20 protein-coding genes are annotated in these 19,637 nt (G+C 47.2%); 12 read left to right on the plus strand and 8 right to left on the minus strand.

What is annotated here, in order from left to right; genetic code table 11:
• Positions 1-56 precede the first annotated feature (56 nt).
• Both LZU85_RS00930 and LZU85_RS00935 read right to left on the minus strand, forming a co-directional pair.
• Positions 57-377, minus strand: a complete 321-nt coding sequence (locus LZU85_RS00930; protein WP_176297891.1) for a heavy metal-binding domain-containing protein — start codon at positions 375-377, stop codon at positions 57-59.
• Between the two features lie 104 nt (positions 378-481).
• Positions 482-1,375: a LysR substrate-binding domain-containing protein gene (locus tag LZU85_RS00935; RefSeq protein WP_237286135.1), complete on the minus strand. Its 894-nt coding sequence runs from the start codon at positions 1,373-1,375 to the stop codon at positions 482-484.
• A gap of 92 nt (positions 1,376-1,467) precedes the next feature.
• Between LZU85_RS00935 and LZU85_RS00940 the strand changes: the two genes are divergently transcribed.
• Positions 1,468-2,385 (plus strand): DMT family transporter, encoded by a 918-nt coding sequence (locus tag LZU85_RS00940; RefSeq protein WP_237286136.1) that lies wholly within the window; start codon positions 1,468-1,470, stop codon positions 2,383-2,385.
• Between the two features lie 27 nt (positions 2,386-2,412).
• Here the strand turns inward: LZU85_RS00940 and LZU85_RS00945 are convergent, their stop codons facing one another.
• The gene (locus LZU85_RS00945; protein ID WP_237286137.1) at positions 2,413-5,292 is read right to left on the minus strand and encodes an HD domain-containing phosphohydrolase; all 2,880 of its coding nucleotides are present in this window, start codon (positions 5,290-5,292) and stop codon (positions 2,413-2,415) included.
• 195 nt (positions 5,293-5,487) lie between these two features.
• Here LZU85_RS00945 and LZU85_RS00950 point away from each other — a divergent pair, with 195 nt between their 5' ends.
• From LZU85_RS00950 to LZU85_RS00970, 5 genes are all read left to right on the plus strand, one after another.
• Positions 5,488-5,928: an SRPBCC family protein gene (locus LZU85_RS00950; protein WP_176297893.1), complete on the plus strand. Its 441-nt coding sequence runs from the start codon at positions 5,488-5,490 to the stop codon at positions 5,926-5,928.
• 82 nt (positions 5,929-6,010) lie between these two features.
• Positions 6,011-6,760 carry a phosphatase gene (locus tag LZU85_RS00955; RefSeq protein WP_176297894.1) on the plus strand — a complete coding sequence of 250 codons (750 nt, stop codon included), beginning with the start codon at positions 6,011-6,013 and terminating at the stop codon, positions 6,758-6,760.
• 84 nt (positions 6,761-6,844) lie between these two features.
• Positions 6,845-7,246, plus strand: a complete 402-nt coding sequence (locus LZU85_RS00960; protein WP_176297895.1) for a cytochrome b562 — start codon at positions 6,845-6,847, stop codon at positions 7,244-7,246.
• Between the two features lie 212 nt (positions 7,247-7,458).
• Positions 7,459-7,815 carry a hypothetical protein gene (locus tag LZU85_RS00965; RefSeq protein ID WP_237286473.1) on the plus strand — a complete coding sequence of 119 codons (357 nt, stop codon included), beginning with the start codon at positions 7,459-7,461 and terminating at the stop codon, positions 7,813-7,815.
• 107 nt (positions 7,816-7,922) lie between these two features.
• Positions 7,923-9,338, plus strand: a complete 1,416-nt coding sequence (locus tag LZU85_RS00970; protein WP_237286138.1) for a PepSY-associated TM helix domain-containing protein — start codon at positions 7,923-7,925, stop codon at positions 9,336-9,338.
• Between the two features lie 193 nt (positions 9,339-9,531).
• Here the strand turns inward: LZU85_RS00970 and gloA2 are convergent, their stop codons facing one another.
• The gene (gene gloA2 / locus LZU85_RS00975) at positions 9,532-9,915 is read right to left on the minus strand and encodes an SMU1112c/YaeR family gloxylase I-like metalloprotein (RefSeq protein ID WP_080537021.1); all 384 of its coding nucleotides are present in this window, start codon (positions 9,913-9,915) and stop codon (positions 9,532-9,534) included.
• Positions 9,915-10,826, minus strand: a complete 912-nt coding sequence (locus tag LZU85_RS00980; RefSeq protein WP_011082336.1) for a LysR family transcriptional regulator — start codon at positions 10,824-10,826, stop codon at positions 9,915-9,917. The genes gloA2 and LZU85_RS00980 overlap by 1 nt, the downstream gene beginning before the upstream one ends.
• 320 nt (positions 10,827-11,146) lie before the next feature.
• Here LZU85_RS00980 and LZU85_RS00985 point away from each other — a divergent pair, with 320 nt between their 5' ends.
• From LZU85_RS00985 to tdh, 4 genes are all read left to right on the plus strand, one after another.
• Complete coding sequence (locus LZU85_RS00985; RefSeq protein ID WP_011082337.1) at positions 11,147-12,388, plus strand: MDR family MFS transporter; 1,242 nt, start codon at positions 11,147-11,149, stop codon at positions 12,386-12,388.
• Positions 12,389-12,948: 560 nt separating this feature from the next.
• Positions 12,949-14,202 carry an SGNH/GDSL hydrolase family protein gene (locus LZU85_RS00990; RefSeq protein WP_237286139.1) on the plus strand — a complete coding sequence of 418 codons (1,254 nt, stop codon included), beginning with the start codon at positions 12,949-12,951 and terminating at the stop codon, positions 14,200-14,202.
• Between the two features lie 271 nt (positions 14,203-14,473).
• The gene (locus tag LZU85_RS00995) at positions 14,474-15,667 is read left to right on the plus strand and encodes a glycine C-acetyltransferase (RefSeq protein WP_011082341.1); all 1,194 of its coding nucleotides are present in this window, start codon (positions 14,474-14,476) and stop codon (positions 15,665-15,667) included.
• A 72-nt stretch (positions 15,668-15,739) separates the two neighbouring features.
• On the plus strand, positions 15,740-16,771 hold the full coding sequence (tdh, locus tag LZU85_RS01000) for an L-threonine 3-dehydrogenase (RefSeq protein WP_011082342.1): 1,032 nt from the start codon (positions 15,740-15,742) through the stop codon (positions 16,769-16,771).
• Positions 16,772-16,850: 79 nt separating this feature from the next.
• On the opposite strand, the gene LZU85_RS01005 is transcribed toward tdh, so the two are convergent.
• The 3 genes from LZU85_RS01005 to LZU85_RS01015 all read right to left on the minus strand — a co-directional run bounded on the left by LZU85_RS01005 (position 16,851) and on the right by LZU85_RS01015 (position 18,759).
• The gene (locus tag LZU85_RS01005) at positions 16,851-17,351 is read right to left on the minus strand and encodes an opioid growth factor receptor-related protein (RefSeq protein WP_237286140.1); all 501 of its coding nucleotides are present in this window, start codon (positions 17,349-17,351) and stop codon (positions 16,851-16,853) included.
• Between the two features lie 77 nt (positions 17,352-17,428).
• The gene (locus LZU85_RS01010; RefSeq protein ID WP_011082346.1) at positions 17,429-17,692 is read right to left on the minus strand and encodes a hypothetical protein; all 264 of its coding nucleotides are present in this window, start codon (positions 17,690-17,692) and stop codon (positions 17,429-17,431) included.
• A 239-nt stretch (positions 17,693-17,931) separates the two neighbouring features.
• A complete protein-coding gene (locus LZU85_RS01015; RefSeq protein WP_237286141.1) occupies positions 17,932-18,759 on the minus strand; it encodes a formylglycine-generating enzyme family protein in 828 nt (275 codons plus the stop codon).
• Positions 18,760-18,974: 215 nt separating this feature from the next.
• Here LZU85_RS01015 and LZU85_RS01020 point away from each other — a divergent pair, with 215 nt between their 5' ends.
• Entirely contained in the window at positions 18,975-19,259 is a 285-nt protein-coding gene (locus LZU85_RS01020; RefSeq protein ID WP_011082348.1) for a type II toxin-antitoxin system TacA family antitoxin, read from the plus strand.
• Positions 19,256-19,534, plus strand: coding sequence for a type II toxin-antitoxin system RelE/ParE family toxin (locus LZU85_RS01025; protein ID WP_237286142.1), 279 nt, complete (start codon positions 19,256-19,258; stop codon positions 19,532-19,534). Before LZU85_RS01020 ends, LZU85_RS01025 begins: the two co-directional genes overlap by 4 nt.
• Positions 19,535-19,637: the final 103 nt, after the last annotated feature.

The following is a 19,637-nucleotide window of genomic DNA, read 5'->3' on the forward strand; positions in this document are numbered from 1 at the left end:
AAAAAATTCAAATTATTTGGAGTAGAATCTCGGTTTGTTAGGGAAATTCTGAATTTTTATTCGATAACAACCGCGGTGCCACTTGCAGATACCATCAACATGCCATTACTTTGGCCTAAGACTTCATAGTCGATATCAACCCCCACTATCGCATTAGCACCCAGCTCCCGCGCTTTCTGTTCTAGCTCTTGGAAGGCGATGTTTCTTGCTCTTTCGAGTTCTCTTTCATACGTTCCAGAGCGCCCACCGACCATGTCTCTAATGCCCGCAAACAGATCTTTAAACAAGTTGGCGCCGAGAATCGCTTCGCCCGCTATAACCCCTTTGTAAGCAATAATGCGTTTGCCTTCGATGTGCTGAGTTGTGGTTACGATCATCGTGTTTCCCTCTATATTGGTTGAAAAGTGGTTTTAAAATATTCATGGAGGAAATGGGAACCAATCTAGCTTTACTGCTAGGCAATGGCAAGTATGGAATCGACTCAACGACTAAATGCGTGTTTTACCCAACTTCTTAACACCATCGTACTCTCTTGTTTCAGTTTGTTTGGTGAGCAAACCCAGTAAAAGGCTTGATAAGGGTTGCACACGGTTTCTCCTATTTGGGTCAGTAAACCCGCTTCAATGTCATCTTTTACAAACAGTTTGTGCGTCACCAGTACGCCCAAGCGGCGGATCGTTGCCTGCACGGCTTGCGCAGAAACCAAAAACTGCAAATGTCTATCGGTTGCCGGTAGTGTGATTTGCTGTGCTTGGCACCAAATTTCCCAGTCGTTTTTGCGGCGTTCATTACTCACGGTGATGATTCTTGATTGGCGTAAAATCTCTGCCAAGTCGACTGACGAGGAACGAGCGGCCAGCTCTGGGCTACAGACTAAAATCAACTCATCATCTGCCAGCTTTTCGCAATAGTATTCTTGCCATTCGTCTGGTGTGCCGTGAACCAAAGCAACATCGATGCCCTGCTGCTCTAAGCTAAACACACCGGGTAAGTTGGAAAGGCGAACATCAAGCTGTGGGGCATGTAGCTGAAAATCGCCCAAACGAGGTATCCACCAATGCAGAGCCAGTGAGTTGACCATGTTTAAGGTCAGTCGGCCAAGGTTGTTTTCTGCCGCCAGTTGTTCTGTTGCGATGACGATTTGTTCCAATGCGGGGGCCACTTGTTTGTAGTATTTCCTACCGCTGGCATTAAGCGCGACCTGTCTCCCTACTCGTTCAAAAAGTGTTCTGTTGAGTTGTGTTTCAAGTGATTTGATGGCTTGGCTAATGGCAGAATGACTAACATGCAGTACCTGAGCCGCTTCTGTCATGCTGCCAGTTTCAGCGACAGCAACGAAGGCGTAAATAGATTTCAAAGGAATCTGCTTTCTCATTGTTAGTTTTCCTTACAGATATGGTCAAAATTACTCGCTATTCACGCAGACGCTTTGTGCCTAAAATTGGCCACATTATGAGGAGTGGTCCTATGCCTACACTAGAAAAGTCTGTCATTTATATGCTTTTGTCAACAATGAGTTTATCGGTGACAGGGCTGATATCCAAAGCATTGGTGACATTTATTCCCGTTGAGTGGTTTAGTTTTATTCGCTTCGCACTTCCTGCTGTTATCCTGCTTTTTATGTTAAGAATTACTAAACTTAAGTGGCCGAAAAAAGAGGAGATATCTGCGCTGTTGATCCGTGCCGCGTGCATTGCCTTGTGCCAACTGTTTTTTCTTTGGTCGTTGCAGCATTTAAGTCTAGTGGAAAGTGTGGTGTTGTTTGCCACTGGTCCCCTTTTCATGCCGCTACTGGAGCGCGCGTTTTTTAAATCGCCCCTTTCGTTCATGACTCTGACTTTGTTAGCGATTACTTTCATGGGAGTAATTTTGTTGGCGGGTCACAATGGTGAAATTGAATGGCGACCAGAGATCTTGGCGGGGCTCGCGGGTGGACTTTTCAATGCAGGCTCGCAGCTCACTCTGTATCGGGCGAGCAAAAGCAGTATGACACCCAAAGAGATCAACTTTTGGACCTTTAGTGCAGCGGCCGGTTTGCTTGTTCCCGTTGTGGTTGCTTATGAATGGGGGGCAAGTATGGAGGTAGTACAGGCGTGGTGGAATGCGCCAGTCATTGCATCTTTGCTGTTGATGTCGTTTTTGATCATCAATACGCAGGTGAACCGTTCAAAAGCGTATCGATTGGCTCAAAGTGGTTCCGAATTAGCGCCACTGATTTTTACAAACTTGCTGTTTACCGCGATATGGCAATGGCTGTTTTTTGAACAGACATTCACAGTGTGGCAGGTCAGTGGACTTGCAATGATCATCAGTGCCACGGTTGTGAATGCTTTTTGGCCAAAGTGGCGCGCTAGAGCACCCTTAGGGCCAGAAAGACGAGTGTAGATGTTCTCGCCCTCTGACTTACGAATCTTAAAACTGATGCCTCATATACGTTTTTACTTTCTGAATGTGTGTCTCACGGTCAATTTCAGACCACTGTTTCCGGTCAACAAACGCATTGGCGTATTTTTGGTCGAGCTTGTGGATGAGGAAAAGCACGTAGAGTTTAGGATCAATATGACCTGATGTGGCCATATTGGTCATGATGTCGAGTGACTCCGCCAATGATTTGCCTTTTTTGTATGGGCGATCGCTGGAGGTCAACGCTTCAAACACATCGGCAATGGCCATGATGCGTGCTGGCACAGAAAGCTGCTCTTCATTTAGGCCAAGCGGGTAGCCTTTGCCATCCATGCGTTCGTGGTGACCGCCAGCAATCTCCGGAATGTTTTTCAAATGCTCAGGATAAGGCAGTCGATTAAGCATAATTTGCGTCTGGATAATATGGTCATTGATGATGAAACGCTCTTCATCTGTGAGCGTGCCGTAACGCACGGTTAAGTTGTGTAATTCGCCACGATCATACTTATATTCACCCGGAGTGAGTACGTAATCTCGTTGCCAACTTTGTGTTGGGTTGATGTTGTTTTCCCATGGTACTTTGTGCACTTCTTTGTCGGCTAAAAGTGGTTCCATGACAGGCAGTTCAGGTTTGTGGGTGTGGCGCTGCTGTTCTATCCAAGAGATACCGAGTTGGTCATCAAGAGTTCGTTTCCACTCTTTTCCCGCGATGGTTTTTAGGCGTTGGATATCCGCTTCGTCCATCGATTCTCCGCCCACATTACAGCGGGCGACAAATGCGAACTCTTCATCCAGCTGGCGGTGTAAGGTGGTGAGGTGCGCTTTCGCGGCATCGGGGTCTTCGCCTTTGTATCTCGCCTTCCAATAGTCGACTTCACCCTGCAGTTTCAGCACTTCAAAGCGCATTCTCACCTCGTGGATGCGATCGTAAATGGTTTCAAGTTTGGTCGCTTTGTCCACCACATATTCCGGCGTGGTGACTTTACCGCAGTCGTGCATCCAAGCAGCGAGTTTGATCTCTTCCCACTGTTTATTGTTGACATGGAAGTTTGGAAAGTACTTGTTGTCACCTTCGGTGACTTCGGTTAACCAAGTGACTAACTGCGGCACACGTTGACAATGGCCACCAGTGTAGGGCGACTTGGTATCGATGGCGGATGCGATCAGCTCAATAAAGGCATTGAGCATCTCTTTTTGTTGCTGCATTTGGTCGATGTTGTCTTTGGCGATTTCCGCAAAGCTGAGTAGCTCTCTTAAAAAAGCATGCTTGGCAAGTTGGGTTTCACTCGGTGGACGCTCGTAACCCACAGTGACAATCCCAACGAGCTGCTTCTCGCGGTTGAGTAACGGAAAGAGGAAAACATCGGAGTTGAAAATGGTATCTTGATGGCGTTTCAGGGCGTTGGTGTCTCTATCTAAATGAATCGTATCGCCTTCCTTAAGCTGCGCCATCAGCCAAGGGGTCTCGCTGACAAACTCGTTAATATCGACCTTGAACGGAATGATGGCATGATTGGCCGCAAGTACCAGCTTATTTTCCTCTTCGGACTTGATGTACAAAAGGATGGTTTCGGCTTTGGTGACTAAATAGGCCTGATGTGCAATGGTCTTCGCTAGTACGGCAAACTCTTGATTACCAGCGGTATCCCGCAGCAAGCGCAGTAAGTCGTGCAGTGTGTGTTCCATCAGCTCTATGGAGCTGGTTAGGTTGGATACCTCTTTGATTAGACTTTGCGGGTAACGAGTTCGTTTGAAGTTGAAACGAGCAATGTTATCGGTCAGATAAACCAAATTCTGCAAGGGTTTTGCTAAGCGGTTTGCCACCAACCAGACGATACAAAAACAGACGGCAAGGAGCAAAACGGCGGTAATGACTTGCTTGTCGCGCATCGAGAGAAGATCCGCCAAGATTTCCTCTGTTGGAGAAGCTTCGGCTAGGAAAAGCTGCACTTTGTTGGTCAAATGCACGGGCGTTAAAGTTACCGACCAATCCTCTCCGTCGAATTCCGTTGTTTTGAATTGAGGGTCCTGCATGCCGAGGTTGGCGAGCAAAGGGGAAAAAATACTCTGTTTGAGTGCTGTTTGCTGCTGTTCAAACGCTGTCGATGGGTCAATGTCCAGTTGATGTTGCGCCAGTAGTCGGCCTTCTTTATCCAACAATGCCAAGCGGGTTTGTGGAGAATAGGCCAATTGTTTAATTTGATTCGAGAGGCTGGCTAATGTGAAATCTGCACCAACGACGTATTGACCATTTGCTGATCGTCTCGATAGGGTTACGCCGTTGGTTTTGAGAAAAAAGAAGAAGTAGGGCTCCGTGAGTCGTATTTCTCCGTCGCGTTCAGCGTTGATAAACCAAGGCCTCACTCGTGGGTCAAGCGTGTTGTCGCTGGTTTTCTTTTGCGCGATTTTCTTGAACTGATCATCAAGGTAAATGAACTCATTGGTGCCATCGACATCTGTATTATTGATCAAAAAAAAGGTATTGGTTGGCGCGTCAAAACTGCTGCGTATTTCCGGTGAGCTCAGTATTCGATATTGCGTAAACATCCCCGTTTCGGAGGCGTGGTAAAGCGCGACAAGATTTGGGTTTTCCTCAAAAATGTGTGCAAGCGTCTCTAACCAAGGCTTGAATTTCTCTGGCTGCTTATAGTCCTCGAGAAAGGAGCTGACCGACATAAAATCGAGTGTGGTCAAAATGGGCCCCACCGAGGTCTGAAAAGCCGATTCCAATTTATGGGCGTGTTCGTTACTTAAACTTTCAGCCGTTTTGGTTAACAGAGTTTGGGAATGGGTGTAGCTGATCGCAATAAGAGCCACGCCCACGATAGTGGTAAGAAAGAGGAACAGGCTAGTGATATGAATACTCAGAGGGTAACGTTGTTTCTTCATGAGCGCTCCGGGTTCGCATCAACAAACTCGTTACTGTCACCCGTTCAAACCATTAGGGGGTGTTCAGTCAAATCGAGACATGGTAGTTACTTTGAATAAGTATTGTCGAAATTATCCGGCTTGCCAAAAAATAACTGGTTGATTTTTAGCCTATATACGCTAGCGTGTTTACTAGGCAAGCAAGGAGGCAAAAGGATGTTGACACTGAATTATCATATCGAAATCGAGGCCAACGCAGAAAAAGTGTGGCAAGTGCTCACCGATTTTGAGCTTTATAAGCAATGGGCTAAAGCGTTTTCTCCACAATCGCAGTTCGACGGTGTTTGGCGCGAGGGCGAAGATATCAAATTTTTTGACCCAGACATGGGCGGCACGCGAGCGGTCATTGACGCAATAGAGCCTCAACAACGCATCGAATTTCATCATGTTGCCATCTTTAATCCTGACCATATTCAAGATATCGACAGCGATGTGGCGATGAAATGGATTGGTTCTACGGAACGTTACCAACTTCGCCCGAAAGACGGCAGGTTACTGTTGATGGTGACCATCACGACACACAGCGATTTTGTTTCCATGTTCAATCATGGTTGGGAAAAGGCGCTTCCCCTGATAAAAGCGCTGAGTGAAGAGTAAACTTATTTCACATCAGATCGTTGCGCTACGAAGTGTCGTACAATATCGATGTCAATCCGATTAAGTGAACTAGAGAAGTGAAATGGAACTGAAGATCGACACACATAGCCATACTTATGCGAGTGGCCACGCCTATAGCACGCTGATTGAAAATGCGCGTAGCGCGAAAGAAAACGGCTTGGCGATGTTTTGTACCACCGACCATGCAGAATCCATGCCCGGAGCGCCTCACTATTGGTTTTTCGCCAACCAACGTGTCTTGCCTCGTTTCCTCGAAGGCGTGGCGATTTTACGCGGTGTGGAAGCCAATATTCTCAATACCGAAGGAGAGATTGACCTCCCTCTCAGCGTGGACCCCAATTTGGATTGGGCGATAGCCAGTTTCCATGAGCCTGTTTTTGCTCCTTCCAATAAAGAAGCGCACACCCAAGCATTGCTCAATGTGATTCAATCTGGTCGTGTTGATGCGTTGGGGCATTTGGGTAATCCACACTTTGATTTTGATTTCCATGCGGTATTGCTCTGCGCTAAAGAACATAACGTGGCCATCGAGATCAATAATTCCACGTTGAAAGGGCATAGCCGAGTCGGCAGTGTTGAGCGCTGTTATGAGATTGCGCGAGTGGGTAAAGCGCTTGGCGTCTACTTTACAACGGGCAGTGATGCACATTTTTGTCACGATGTTGGCAAGTTGGATCTCGCTAGAGAGCTACTGACTTCACTCGATATCGATTCCCGTCAAGTGATCACGCACAGCCCAGAGCAGTTCCTGAACTTTCTTGAGTTGAGGGGACGTGGAGTGATTGAAGAATTTGCCTCTCTCCGTAAGTGATATTTACAATTTCTTTACCCTATTATCGAGGCTCATAGAGTACACTTGCAGCGCAAAATAACCACAACAAAACTCGGAGAAGTAATGAAGTTAAGTAAAGTGCTGCTAGGTTCAGTTTTGGTATTGGCCTCTTTTTCAGGATTGGCAAGCGAAGAAACCAAAGTCGATTTGAAAGCCAACATGAAAGAGATGAAGCTGGAGTTTCGTCAAGCAGCAGAAGCGCAGGATATTGAGTCAATGCAAGCGGCGGTTAAGCAGCTGATCACTTTGGTGGAAAACTCAAAAACCGGTGAATACGCACCAGAAAAAAATGACTTGTACCAAGAAGGCTTCAACAAGCTGACCATTGCGCTGGACAAAGTCAACGGTGAGCTGGCTCAGGGAAATCTTGAGGCCGCCAAGCAAGCACTGGTTGAAGTGGATGAGCTGCGTAAAGAGTACCACGAGAAGAAGAAAACCAGCATCTGGGGTAAGTTGTTTAGCTAACCTCCACTCTTGAATGTCCTGATTAACCCGAAAGAGCTCATAACGGATGAGCTCTTTTTTGTGGGACTCAGAAAAGGGTTCACCTTTTGCAGCAGACAATCTCGTTTTTGGCCTCTATTTGTTGTGATAAACGAATCACTTATTCACCTCCATTTTGCAAGTATTGACGCTTTGCTATAACATTTCGAGCAAATTGTTAAACAACGGTTATGATGCGTTTCTCTTCTTTCCATCGTTCAATGCTCGTGGCGACCGCGTTAAGCTGGGTACTAGTCACGCTAATGCCTGTTATCAATGCTCATGGTAGCAGCGCAGGCGTATGGGCGACGCTGTGTACCGTTAATGGCTTTGAACTGGTTCAAATAGAAGAAGGCGAAGAGGTGCCTACCCACAGTGGTAAGCCTTGTCCATTTAGCCATTTTTCTACCTTCCACCAAGATTCGCTTCCAACTGCACTTGTTCTTACACGACAGAGCTTGGTTATTTCAGACAGCTACACTTTTTTGGCTCTAAGTGTACGATTTGAAAGACAAGTTCCGCGCGCGCCTCCTTTCACGACGCTGACTTAATACAAAACCTAAAACAACACTCATTTAAGTAAAGTCAACACGCTCAAAGCGCACTGTTTCCTCTTCGGTCACGGTGTTTTTTAGCGTTCGCAAAAGGAATTTATAAAATGTTGAGCGATCACTCTAAGACCGCCAAACCCAGCTCGAGTGCAAAATCTCGCTACTTTCTCACCTGGCGTTGGCATTTTTATGCCGGGCTATTTGTTATCCCCTTTATGCTGATGCTCAGTGTCACTGGGCTTGTGATGCTGTTTGATGATGAAATCGAATTTGCTCGCTATCAATCTATTCTTCAAGTTACGCCTCAACATCATGAGGTATTGCCATCTGTTCAGCTGGCCAACGTGCAAGCGCGTTATCCCGAGGGCACCGTTACCCAATTTGTGCCGGCGAAACAGGTCGATTTGGCCAACCGTTTTAACGTCAAGTTTGCCGACGGCACCTCACGTTTTGTCACGGTGGATCCCTACACTGGCGCGGTGCTTGGCACGATTGATCGCAGCGACAGTTGGTACCAATTGGCGAATGATATCCACGGAGAGCTGCTGATGGGGGAGTATGGCGATTACCTCATCGAAGTGGCGGCCAGTTTGTCTATTTTGTTACTGGTGACGGGGATTTACTTGTGGTGGCCACGAGATAATGCCAGCCGTGCGGGCTTTTTGCGCCTGCGTTTGAACTCAGGCAAGCGCGTGATGATGCGAGATCTGCACGCCAACCTCGGTGGGCTAACCAGCGTTGTTCTGCTCTTTTTCTTGCTTTCCGGCTTGGCGTGGGCAGGCATTTGGGGAGGCAAGTTTGTGCAACCTTGGAGTAGCTTTCCTGCGCAGAAATGGGACGATGTGCCGTTTTCTACCCTCACACACCAAGATCTGAACCACGGCAGCGAAGAAGAAATGCCGTGGAATCTGGAACAAACGCCACTGCCAGCCTCTCACGATCACAGCAACATGGCGGATTCAGAGCATCACACCATGATGGAAAACATTGGCATTGATGCCATGGTGAGCAAAGCGCGTGAGTTAGGATTTACCCACTACAAACTCAATTTTCCTCGCTCAGAGACAGGCGTCTTTACCCTTTCCGCCAACACCATGAGCGGTGACATTATCGACCCAACGCAGGATCGCACCAGCCATTTCGATCAATACAGTGGTGCGTTATTGGCCGATGTAACATGGGAAGATTACAACCTCGTCGCCAAAGCCATGGCAGCAGGGATTGCGCTGCACCAAGGAGACATCAGTGTGTTCAATAAAGTGGCCAACGCGTTATTGTGTTTGGGCTTTGTGGTGATTGCCGTGACAGGGGGAATCATGTGGTGGCTTCGTCGCCCTGTTGGTCAGGGTAAGCTTGGCGTGCCCGCAAAATTTGCCAGCGATGGCGTGTGGAAAACAGCGTTGGTGACGCTCGTGGTGATCGGCGTGCTCTTCCCGCTGGCGGGTGCAAGTATTGTGGTGGCGTTGCTACTCGATTGGCTGCTGTTTAATCGTGTTGAACGTCTGAAAACGGTGTTTAGCTAGCCGTTAAGCTCATTGGTTTGAATCGAGTTATTTGAATCGAGCGATTTGAATCGATCTATTTGAAATAGAGAGGTTTGAATAGCGCGTTTTAAATAGATCGCAGAACGCGTTCTTAGGTGATTTGGGTATTCGCGCCCAAATCACCTTGGTTAGCGCGATAACGCTATCGTTAGTAAAGCTATTGTTGGTAAAGCTACTGTTGGTAAAGCTCCAACGGCAGGCCATCAGGGTCGGCGAAAAAGGTGTACTGCTTACCGGTAAATTCATCGATCCGGATCGGCTCGACCAGCACATCGTGGCTTTCTAAATAGTCTTTCATTTGCACAATGTCTTCCACCACAAACGCCAAATGCCTTAACCCTTGCGCTTCGGGGAAACTGGGCCGCTCTGGTGCGTTGGGAAAACTAAACAGTTCGATCTGCGTACCACAAGGTAGCGCCAGATCAAGCTTATAAGAATCTCGCGCCTCGCGGTAATTTTCTGCAATGATCGTCAGCCCCAACAGTTCACTGTAGAACTGCTTTGAGCGAGGGTAGTCGGAACAAATAATCGCGACATGATGAACGGTTTTCAGCATCACAACACCAACTTCTGGTTAATAAAATCGATAAACACGCGCAAACGAGCGGGCATGTATTTGGTTTGCGGATATTGCATGGCAATCGCGCCGTGATAATTACTTTTGATCATCCAATCGTCCAACACCTTAACCACTTCACCGCGTTCAAGCGCATCGCGAATCACAAAATCATGGAAGATGCCGATGCCGAGTCCTTGTTTGACGCCGTTGAGGCGCATTTGCGAATGGTTAACGGCATAGCGACCAGAAACGGCCACCGAATAAAACGCTTCATCTTTAAAGAATGACCACAGGTTGTCTTTGTCGTTTTCCGCCAGATACAAGCAGTCATGCTCGGTGAGTTCGGTCGGGTGGGTGGGCATGCCGCGCTGCGCTAGGTAATCCGGAGAGGCGCACAAAACCAGATGGGTTTTACTGAGCTCTTTGAGCACCAAATTTTCATCCGGTTTGTCGGTCAGTTTAAACGCCACGTCAATATTGTCGCGGAACAGGTCAATCTCGCCGTCTGCGGCGCGCAGTTTGAGTTGGATATTCGGGTACTGCTGCAAAAAGGGCACCACAAAGGGTTGCAACACGGAATTCAAAAACGCTTCAGGTGCCGCCACGGTTAAGGCTCCTGCTGGCTCACTGTGGTCAGAGGCTGAAATCTCAATCGCTTGCTGAGCGGCATTCACCATCGCAATGCTTTGGTCATACACCTTTTGTCCCGCCTGAGTGATAAGCAATTTGCGCGTGGTGCGTTCAAACAATTTCACCTGCAATGCCTGTTCTAAGCGGGTGATCAACTTGCTTAACGCGGAAGGGGTCACATCGAGCTTTTTTGCTGCGGCGGTAAAACTGCCCTCATTCACCACCAAGATAAAACTGGCAAGATCGGGCAGGAGGGCGATGAGTTTCGGGTTAACCATGAGAATGCGCTTCTTTTACAACACCATTTAGCTTGGCAGTGTAACAGAAATCCGCCTGTTTTCGCGCGCAACAGTTCACGTTTGCTTTGTTAAAAAAACGCATTTCGGGCAGTGCGTTAGCTCGCGGTATAAGAGGGAAAAATAATATTAACAATGGGGTTACATATTGTGACTTAGCTCTCTATACTGGCCAAATTGTGATCAGCAACCGATTGTGAAAGGGCGCGCTTTCAATGCTTGCTATGGGTACTGTGATGGGCAGGTTGACACAAACTTAAAAAAGAAAAAAAACAGAAAAACGGACGAGAGAGGCTAGGCGTATGGAAAGAGAAAGTTTATTTCAAAGAGAGAGAATAAGGCGTTTTAATTTTTCCATCTGGACGGTGCTCAGTGGGACTTTATTGGCGCGCACCAGTTACTTTATGGCGTGGCCATTTTTAATTGTTTTCCTATACCAAGATTACAACGCCAGTGCGGCGCAAATCGGCGGCATGCTGGCTGGCTCAGCGATTGTTGGCGCAGTGACAGGGCTCTATTCGGGCTATTTGTCCGATAAGTTTGGCCGCAAGTGGGTAATGGTGATCGGCAGTTTGGTGGCGTCTGCGGCGTACACTGGCATCGCCTTAGCGGATCAATTGTGGCACTTCTATTTTCTGATGCTGGTGACGGGCCTAATGCGTCCGATGATTGAAGCGCCCGCCAAAGCGGTGATTGGCGATAATCTTGCCAACGTGAAAGACCGCGAACTGGCGCTGAACATTCGTTACTTTTTACTCAACCTAGGTGGTGCGATTGGCCCGCTGTTGGGGGTGACGATTGGTTTGAGCTCACCACAACATCTTTTCTACATCACCGGTGTGACGTATTTGGTTTACACCGTGTGGCTGTTTTTTGGCATTGAACGCAAACAGACCTTTACCAAGCCCGATCCCTCTTTGTTGCCTAACTTCCGTGCCACGATGAAGGTCATCAGTCGCGATGCCATCTTTGTTAAATTGATGATTGCCAACTTCTTGATGATGTTTGTCTATGCCCAGTTGGAATCGTCTATCCCGCAGGTCATCGTACGTTCGGACATTACCGATGCGGCAACGCTGGTGGCCGGATTGGTGCTGGTGAACACGTTGACCATCATCATTTTTCAGTTTCCGATGTTGAAATGGCTAGAGCACGTGCCGCTCTTTTTACGTACGCGTATTGGCATGATGTTGATGGCGCTGGCACAAATCGGATTTATGCTCACGCCAGCGGATTTACCTTGGGGCTGGGCTCTGGCTTGTTTTGTGATGAGCTTAGGCGAAGTGATAGCCTTCCCAACCTTGAATGTGCAGATTGACCGCTTGGCACCGGCGCATTTGCGCGGCTCCTATTTTGGAGCATCGGCACTTTATTCGTTGGGTTTTGCGGTGTCCCCATTGGTTGGCGGTATGGTGATCGATTCGCTGAACTCAAACTGGTTATTTGGGCTCTGTTTCGCTCTATGCCTAATGATGATTTGGCTCTACTGGCTTGCCGAAAACAGCCAAGATAATGTGGAAAGAGAACAAGCCATCGCGCAGTGACCCTTTATGACAGGCACCAATATGACAGGTGCAATAAATGGCCGCGAACCATAAGCAGCGGCCAAGAACCATAAACAGTGGCCAACAATAGACGAAACGCCCCAACATGCTGGGGCGTTTTTGTTCCCTCTCTTGTCTTGATTGCATTTCTATTCATTTCCCCATTATTTAATTCACTTTTTATTTCTGTAATACCGTCGCTGAATTAGAGGGGGCACAAGTAAAAAGCACTCATTTTTCGTTGTGTCGAACCGGTACGAGTAGGACTCTGCCGAACCAAGATAATTGGAAAAATGAATGGAGTTGAATTTAAAAACACTTATAAAGCATATGCTTAATTAGATTTTGATCATGATAAATGATGGTTAGGATAGGTTGTTTTGAGTCGAATAGCATGAAGAACAAATAAATCTTATGAATGTTATTTGATGTTGCTGCCATTTTCTGAATGTGAATATTTAGTTGTTTGACATGGTAGAGTAATTACTCAAAACTAAATTGCACTCTTACGAGGCAACGTCTAACAAATCATTGTAATGAAATAATAAGAAGATAGTTCTATGAAGAAGATAACTATTCTGTTGGGTGCTCTGTTGCCCTTCACATCTGCAGTGGCGGATGAGCCAGCTCTCTCTCCTGAAGCGATCACTTCAGCACAGGTGTTCAGTACGCAAAGTAAAGAAACGTATACATATGTACGTTGTTGGTATCGAACGGGCAACTCTCATGACGAATCGGCGACCGATTGGGAATGGGCGGAAAATCCGGACGGCAGCTACTTTACCATCGACGGTTACTGGTGGAGCTCGGTTCGCCTGAAAAACATGTTCTACACCAACACATCACAAAATGTGATTAAGCAACGTTGTGAAGAAACGCTAGGCGTCACGCACGATGCCGCAGACATCACCTATTTTGCTGCGGACAACCGTTGGTCATACAACCACACCATTTGGACCAATGATCCGGTGATGCAAGCCGATCAAATCAACAAGATTGTCGCATTCGGTGACAGCCTCTCTGATACCGGCAACATCTTCAACGCGGCGCAGTGGCGTTTCCCGAACCCGGATACCTGGTTCCTTGGCCATTTCTCTAACGGTTTTGTTTGGACGGAATACATCGCGCAGGCGAAGAAACTGCCTCTTTATAACTGGGCAGTGGGCGGCGCGGCCGGTTCCAACCAATACGTGGCGCTAACTGGCGTGAAAGATCAGGTTCTTTCTTACCTCACGTACGTCAAAATGGCGAAAAACTACAAGCCAGAAAACACCTTGTTCACACTGGAGTTTGGCTTGAACGACTTCATGAACTACAACCGCGAAGTGGTGGATGTGAAAGCCGATTTCAGCACCGCGCTGATCAAACTCACTGACGCAGGGGCGAAGAACATCATGCTGATGACCTTGCCTGATGCAACCAAAGCGCCACAGTTCAAATACTCCACTCAAGCGGAAATAGAGAAAGTGCGCGCGAAGATCGTCGAGTTCAACGAGTTCATCAAAGCACAAGCGGCCTTTTACATCATTCAGGGTTACAACATTACCCTTTACGATACACATGGCCTGTTTGAACAACTGACGCAAAACCCACAGCAACATGGTTTTGTAAACGCCAGCGACGCCTGCTTAAACATCAATCGTGCCTCTTCTGCGGACTACCTATACAGCCACAGCTTGACCAACGATTGTGCCACTCACAGCTCAGACAAATACGTATTCTGGGGTGTGACGCATCCCACCACGGCAGTGCACAAGTACATCGCTGAGAAAATGCTCGCACCAGGGGCAGGCATGCAACGCTTTAATTTTTAGGTCAACAGAGCCTAATATCTCTTAACGTTAACAATGAAAACGGAAGCCAAGTGCTTCCGTTTTCTTTTTCGGTAGGGGGGGGAGGGGAGTAAATTTCATTTGTGCCTGAAATTCACTAATGCTTTTCCAAATACTGGGATAATCGTTTTCTCTGCCATGGATTACACTTGAAAGTAATAACGCGCATTCGCCTGTGACCCTTGTCACATAAAGGCTGCCCTATAATCAGCCGACCTCAAGGTTGGCCAATCAAACTGGAAGGAAATTCTCCATGTCGTCTGCATTTTACCAGCAAATTCGCGATCAACTTGAAGATGTGAAAGCGGAAGGTCTCTACAAATCTGAACGTATCATTACTTCTCACCAGCAAGCAGCCGTTAAGATTGCCAGTGGCGAAGAAGTGTTGAACTTCTGTGCCAACAACTACCTAGGTTTGGCGAATCACCCTGCGCTGATTGAAGCGGCAAAAGAGGGCATGGACGGCCACGGTTTTGGTATGGCGTCTGTGCGTTTTATCTGTGGTACACAAGACATCCATAAAGAGCTAGAGCAAAAGCTTTCTCAATTCCTAGGTAAAGAAGACACCATCCTTTACACCTCTTGTTTCGATGCCAACGCTGGCCTATTTGAAACCTTGCTGGACAAAGAAGACGCGATCATCTCTGACGCACTGAACCACGCTTCTATCATTGACGGTGTGCGCCTATGTAAAGCAATGCGTTTCCGCTATTCAAACAACAACATGGCTGAGCTAGAAGAGCAATTGATCGCAGCGGATGCCGCTGGCGCTCGCCACAAATTGATCGTCACTGACGGCGTGTTCTCAATGGATGGTGTGGTTGCGAACCTACCAGCAATTTGTGACCTTGCGGACAAATACAACGCGCTTGTGATGGTGGATGACTCTCACGCCGTCGGCTTTATGGGCAAAAACGGCGCAGGCACGCACGAGTACCACAACGTGATGGATCGCATCGACATCATCACTGGTACGCTTGGCAAAGCGATGGGTGGCGCATCAGGCGGTTACACATCCGCAAAAGCAGAAGTGATCGACTGGTTACGTCAGCGTTCTCGTCCATACCTATTCTCTAACTCAGTGGCACCTGCCATTGTTGCCGCCTCAATTCGCGTATTGGATTTGCTACAAGAAAGTGGCGATCTACGTGAGCGCCTATGGGAAAACGCAGCGCACTTCCGCACGCGTATGGAAGCGGCTGGCTTCACCATGGGTGGTGCCGATCACGCTATCATTCCAATCATGCTAGGCGATGCCAAAGTGGCCGCAGAGTTTGCTGAGCGTGCCCTTGCAAAAGGCATCTACGTCATTGGTTTCTCTTTCCCTGTGGTACCAAAAGGCCAAGCGCGTATTCGTACGCAAATGTCTGCGGCGCACTCACGCGAGCAACTAGACCGCGCGATCGATGCCTTCATCGAAGTGGGCAAAGACATGGGTATCATCTAGGATTCTAGTACCTAGTACCTAGTACCTAGTACCTAGTACCTAGTACCTAGTACCTTTATTTAAGGCTAAATTATGAAAATCAAAGCACTATCAAAGCTAAAGCCAGAAGAAGGCATTTGGATGACCGAAGTGGACAAGCCTGTTCTTGGCCACAACGATCTGCTGATCAAAATTAAGAAAACCGCGATTTGTGGTACCGACGTACACATCTACAACTGGGACGAATGGTCACAAAAAACCATCCCAGTACCTATGGTGGTTGGTCATGAATACGTGGGTGAAGTGGTTGGCATTGGCCAAGAAGTTCGTGGTTTTGAAATCGGCGACCGCGTTTCTGGCGAAGGTCACATCACTTGTGGCCACTGTCGTAACTGCCGTGGTGGCCGCACGCACTTGTGCCGCAACACCATTGGTGTGGGCGTAAACCGCACAGGTTGTTTCTCTGAATATCTTGTGATCCCAGCGTTCAACGCTTTTAAGATCCCTGCAAACATCTCTGATGATCTTGCGTCTATCTTCGACCCGTTTGGCAACGCAGTACACACTGCACTGTCGTTCGATCTGGTTGGTGAAGATGTACTGATCACCGGCGCTGGCCCAATCGGCATTATGGCGGCTGCGGTCGCGAAGCACGTTGGTGCGCGCCACGTCGTGATCACCGATGTGAACGAATACCGTCTAGACCTCGCACGCAAAATGGGCGTGACTCGCGCGGTGAACGTTGCCGAGCAGAAACTTGACGATGTGATGGCAGAGCTAGGCATGACAGAAGGCTTCGACGTGGGCCTAGAGATGTCGGGCAACCCATCAGCATTCAACTCAATGCTGAAAACCATGAACCACGGTGGCCGCATTGCACTGCTTGGCATTCCACCATCAGACATGGGTATCGACTGGAACCAAGTGATCTTCAAAGGCTTGGTGATCAAAGGCATCTATGGCCGTGAAATGTTTGAAACTTGGTATAAGATGGCAAGCTTGATTCAATCTGGCCTTGATCTAACACCAATCATCACTCACCACTTCAAAGTGGATGATTTCCAGCAAGGCTTCGACATCATGCGCAGCGGCATGTCAGGCAAAGTGATTCTTGATTGGGAATAATCGGCCCTAGCCAAAAACAACGAAAGCGCTCCGAAAGGGGCGCTTTTTCGTTGTCATCCATCGATATGCTTCGCTTTTCTCACTCTTCTAGAGCATAGCACCAATACTGCTGCGTTTTCTCCGAGACACTACCCACTTGCTTGGCGGCAGAGAGGAGGAAATCACACAGGTTGCGTGCAATGCGCTCATTACCCAATAGATACAAGCTGCGAATTACCCGCGTTAATCGCAGTTGGTTGTGATCGTGATGTTTGAGCCAAACATGATTAGTAGGGCTGAGCGGCAGTAACGATGAGATTTCATCGCCATTTCTCACCATGCCCCAAAATTCGAGCATAAGGTCGAGAGCCTTCAAATGCGCGGTGCGAAGGGCTAAAGAGCTGGCAAATTGCTCTCTGTCTTGCACTGTTACAAGAGGAGCGTGTTGATTGAACTTGGTTCCCTCGTCAATCGGAAACAGCACTTGTATGTATTTGTGGTCGTGCTCCAACCAAAAGTGGTTGTAAGCCAGCAACTGTTTTATGTTGCGACCAAACTTATCTGGCGCTTCGCCAGAGATGAAACGAGCAATCTCACTCATTGTAAATCCTGTAAAAACTCTCTAGTGGGGGAATGTGTTTTGAGTGAAGCCTTCACAACGCCACTGTGAAGCGGTGGTTAACGTTTTTCACACTCTTTTTTATCTTTGAATAAGTTTGTAAGTGCCGTTGCTTCCGTCCGCTCAAGATCTTGGTATGCGTCAAAAGCATCGCCATTTTTGTAGCCTAATAAGCATAAACCGCCTTGAATGATCAGGGTAAAAAGCGACACTACGAGTACCAAAAACGGGATCACACCAAACATATCAATCGAAATCAAAATGGAAGACAAGACGATAGCAATGGCAGAAATAACGACTTTAACTTTGCTAGTAAAAACCATAACGCACTCTAATATTAGGAATTTTAGCCATTTTATAAGTTCTCAGTTGCGCATAGTGATTGCTTGGTCACATGAAAGCGACAGAGACCACACCGCAGGGCGTGTATGTAGTGATGTGGGGGTTGCCGATTTGAGTTCTAAGCCCAACGCATGTGAGGATGCGTTGGGGATTCTTAAATGCTTTGTTAACTGAGCGCGTCACTATTCACGCTCACGAATGGCAAGAACGCATGATCATATTATTTTTCTTCAACAAGTCGAAAACCTACGTATGGCTCTCGAATATCAATATGTCGTGCCCAGTAGGTATGAGGAACTAAATCTTGTCCCGGTAAAAACCACCCTCCGCCGACAAACAAGTAAACTGCACATTCTTGACTTCCTTTTTCTCGTTTAGGTAAACATTGCTCTACCCACTCTCCTACATTTCCTAGCATGTCAAAAACGCCAAACCGATTTGGAGGAAAAGAGCCTACTTGTGCGGTTTGTTTATTACTCCAAGCTGTGCCACAGTTATTGCAGTTAGCGTTGCTGGCCTTAGGTGGGTTTCCCCAATCATAACTCTCCGACATACCTGCTCTCGCAACATACTCCCACTCAGCACGCGTAGGTAAGCGGTATTTTTTACCAAACTTGGCATTAGCCCAGTCTATATAACCTTGCACATCAGAATAACTTACATTGATAACGGGACGAGTTCCTCTACCCCAACCCATATCATCAGGGTATTGACAGACTTCCCCCTCTACACATGGCGCTTTTATAGGACGATTTTTATATGCCCAGTCAGATTTAGGCTTTTGACAGCCTCCATCAGAAACACAGGTGTCCCATTGTTCCATTGTGACTTCAAATTTACCGATGCGAAAAGAAGGAACTGCAATATTGCGTAATATAAACTCGGGTTCGCTGCAAATTCTCGCATCATCAGGACATGTATAAAGATCAACGTTACCCTTTGGAACATCTATCATTTCTAAAATAGTAAGTTGACTCTCTGCATACACTTTCAAAGAGATACAGCTGACACTTACAATCCAAAAAAACAGACTAACAACTCTTGCCACATTACCCTCTCTAAAATAACGACCAATTGCCAGTTAACACCGCGTTAAGGTGTGGGTGGCGCAATCACGAAACCTAATCAGACCACCGTAAATACAAAATCCAACAATGGAATGAAAAATGCCATGCGTTGGGAATCACTCTTAAATTGTTTGTTAGTTGCCCATCTCAAAGCCTAGTGCTAACATTTGTACACACACCAACAAAGGAACAAATCATGGACACTAGAATTCAATTTCGTGTTGATGAAGAAACAAAACGCCTAGCTCAACAAATGGCTGAGAGCCAAGGTCGCACTCTTAGTGACGCATGCCGTGAACTTACTGAGCAACTCGCTGAACAACAAAGAAAAACATTGTCTCACGATGCATGGCTAACTGAACAAGTAAATCTAGCATTTGAGAAGTTTGACTCAGGAAAATCCGTTTTCATTGAGCACCAAACTGCTAAATCTCGAATGGAAGAGCGCAAAGCCAGAATCCGTAATCGAGGTAAGCAATGATTTTATGGGAAGAAGAGTCACTTAATGATCGTGAAAAGATCTTCGAGTTTCTCTATGACTTCAACCCTGATGCGGCAGAAAAAACTGACAATCTCATTGAAGCAAAAGTAGAAAACTTGCTTGAACAACCTTTAATGGGTGTACAACGAGATAGCATCCGCGGTCGATTACTCATTATTCCTAAGATTTCGATGGTTATCTCTTACTGGGTCGAGGGCGATATCATCCGAATTATGCGTGTCCTCCACCAGAAACAAAAATTCCCTACGGATTGATTGCTTCCTCTTGGGAACTAACGCCCGCTTAAGGGGTGAACAACGCAATACCGAAGCCGCCGCATACCACCTTAAACACTAAAACCAACGCATAGTAAAAATG

The organism is Vibrio floridensis, assembly GCF_021852965.1.
GTDB lineage: Bacteria > Pseudomonadota > Gammaproteobacteria > Enterobacterales > Vibrionaceae > Vibrio > Vibrio floridensis.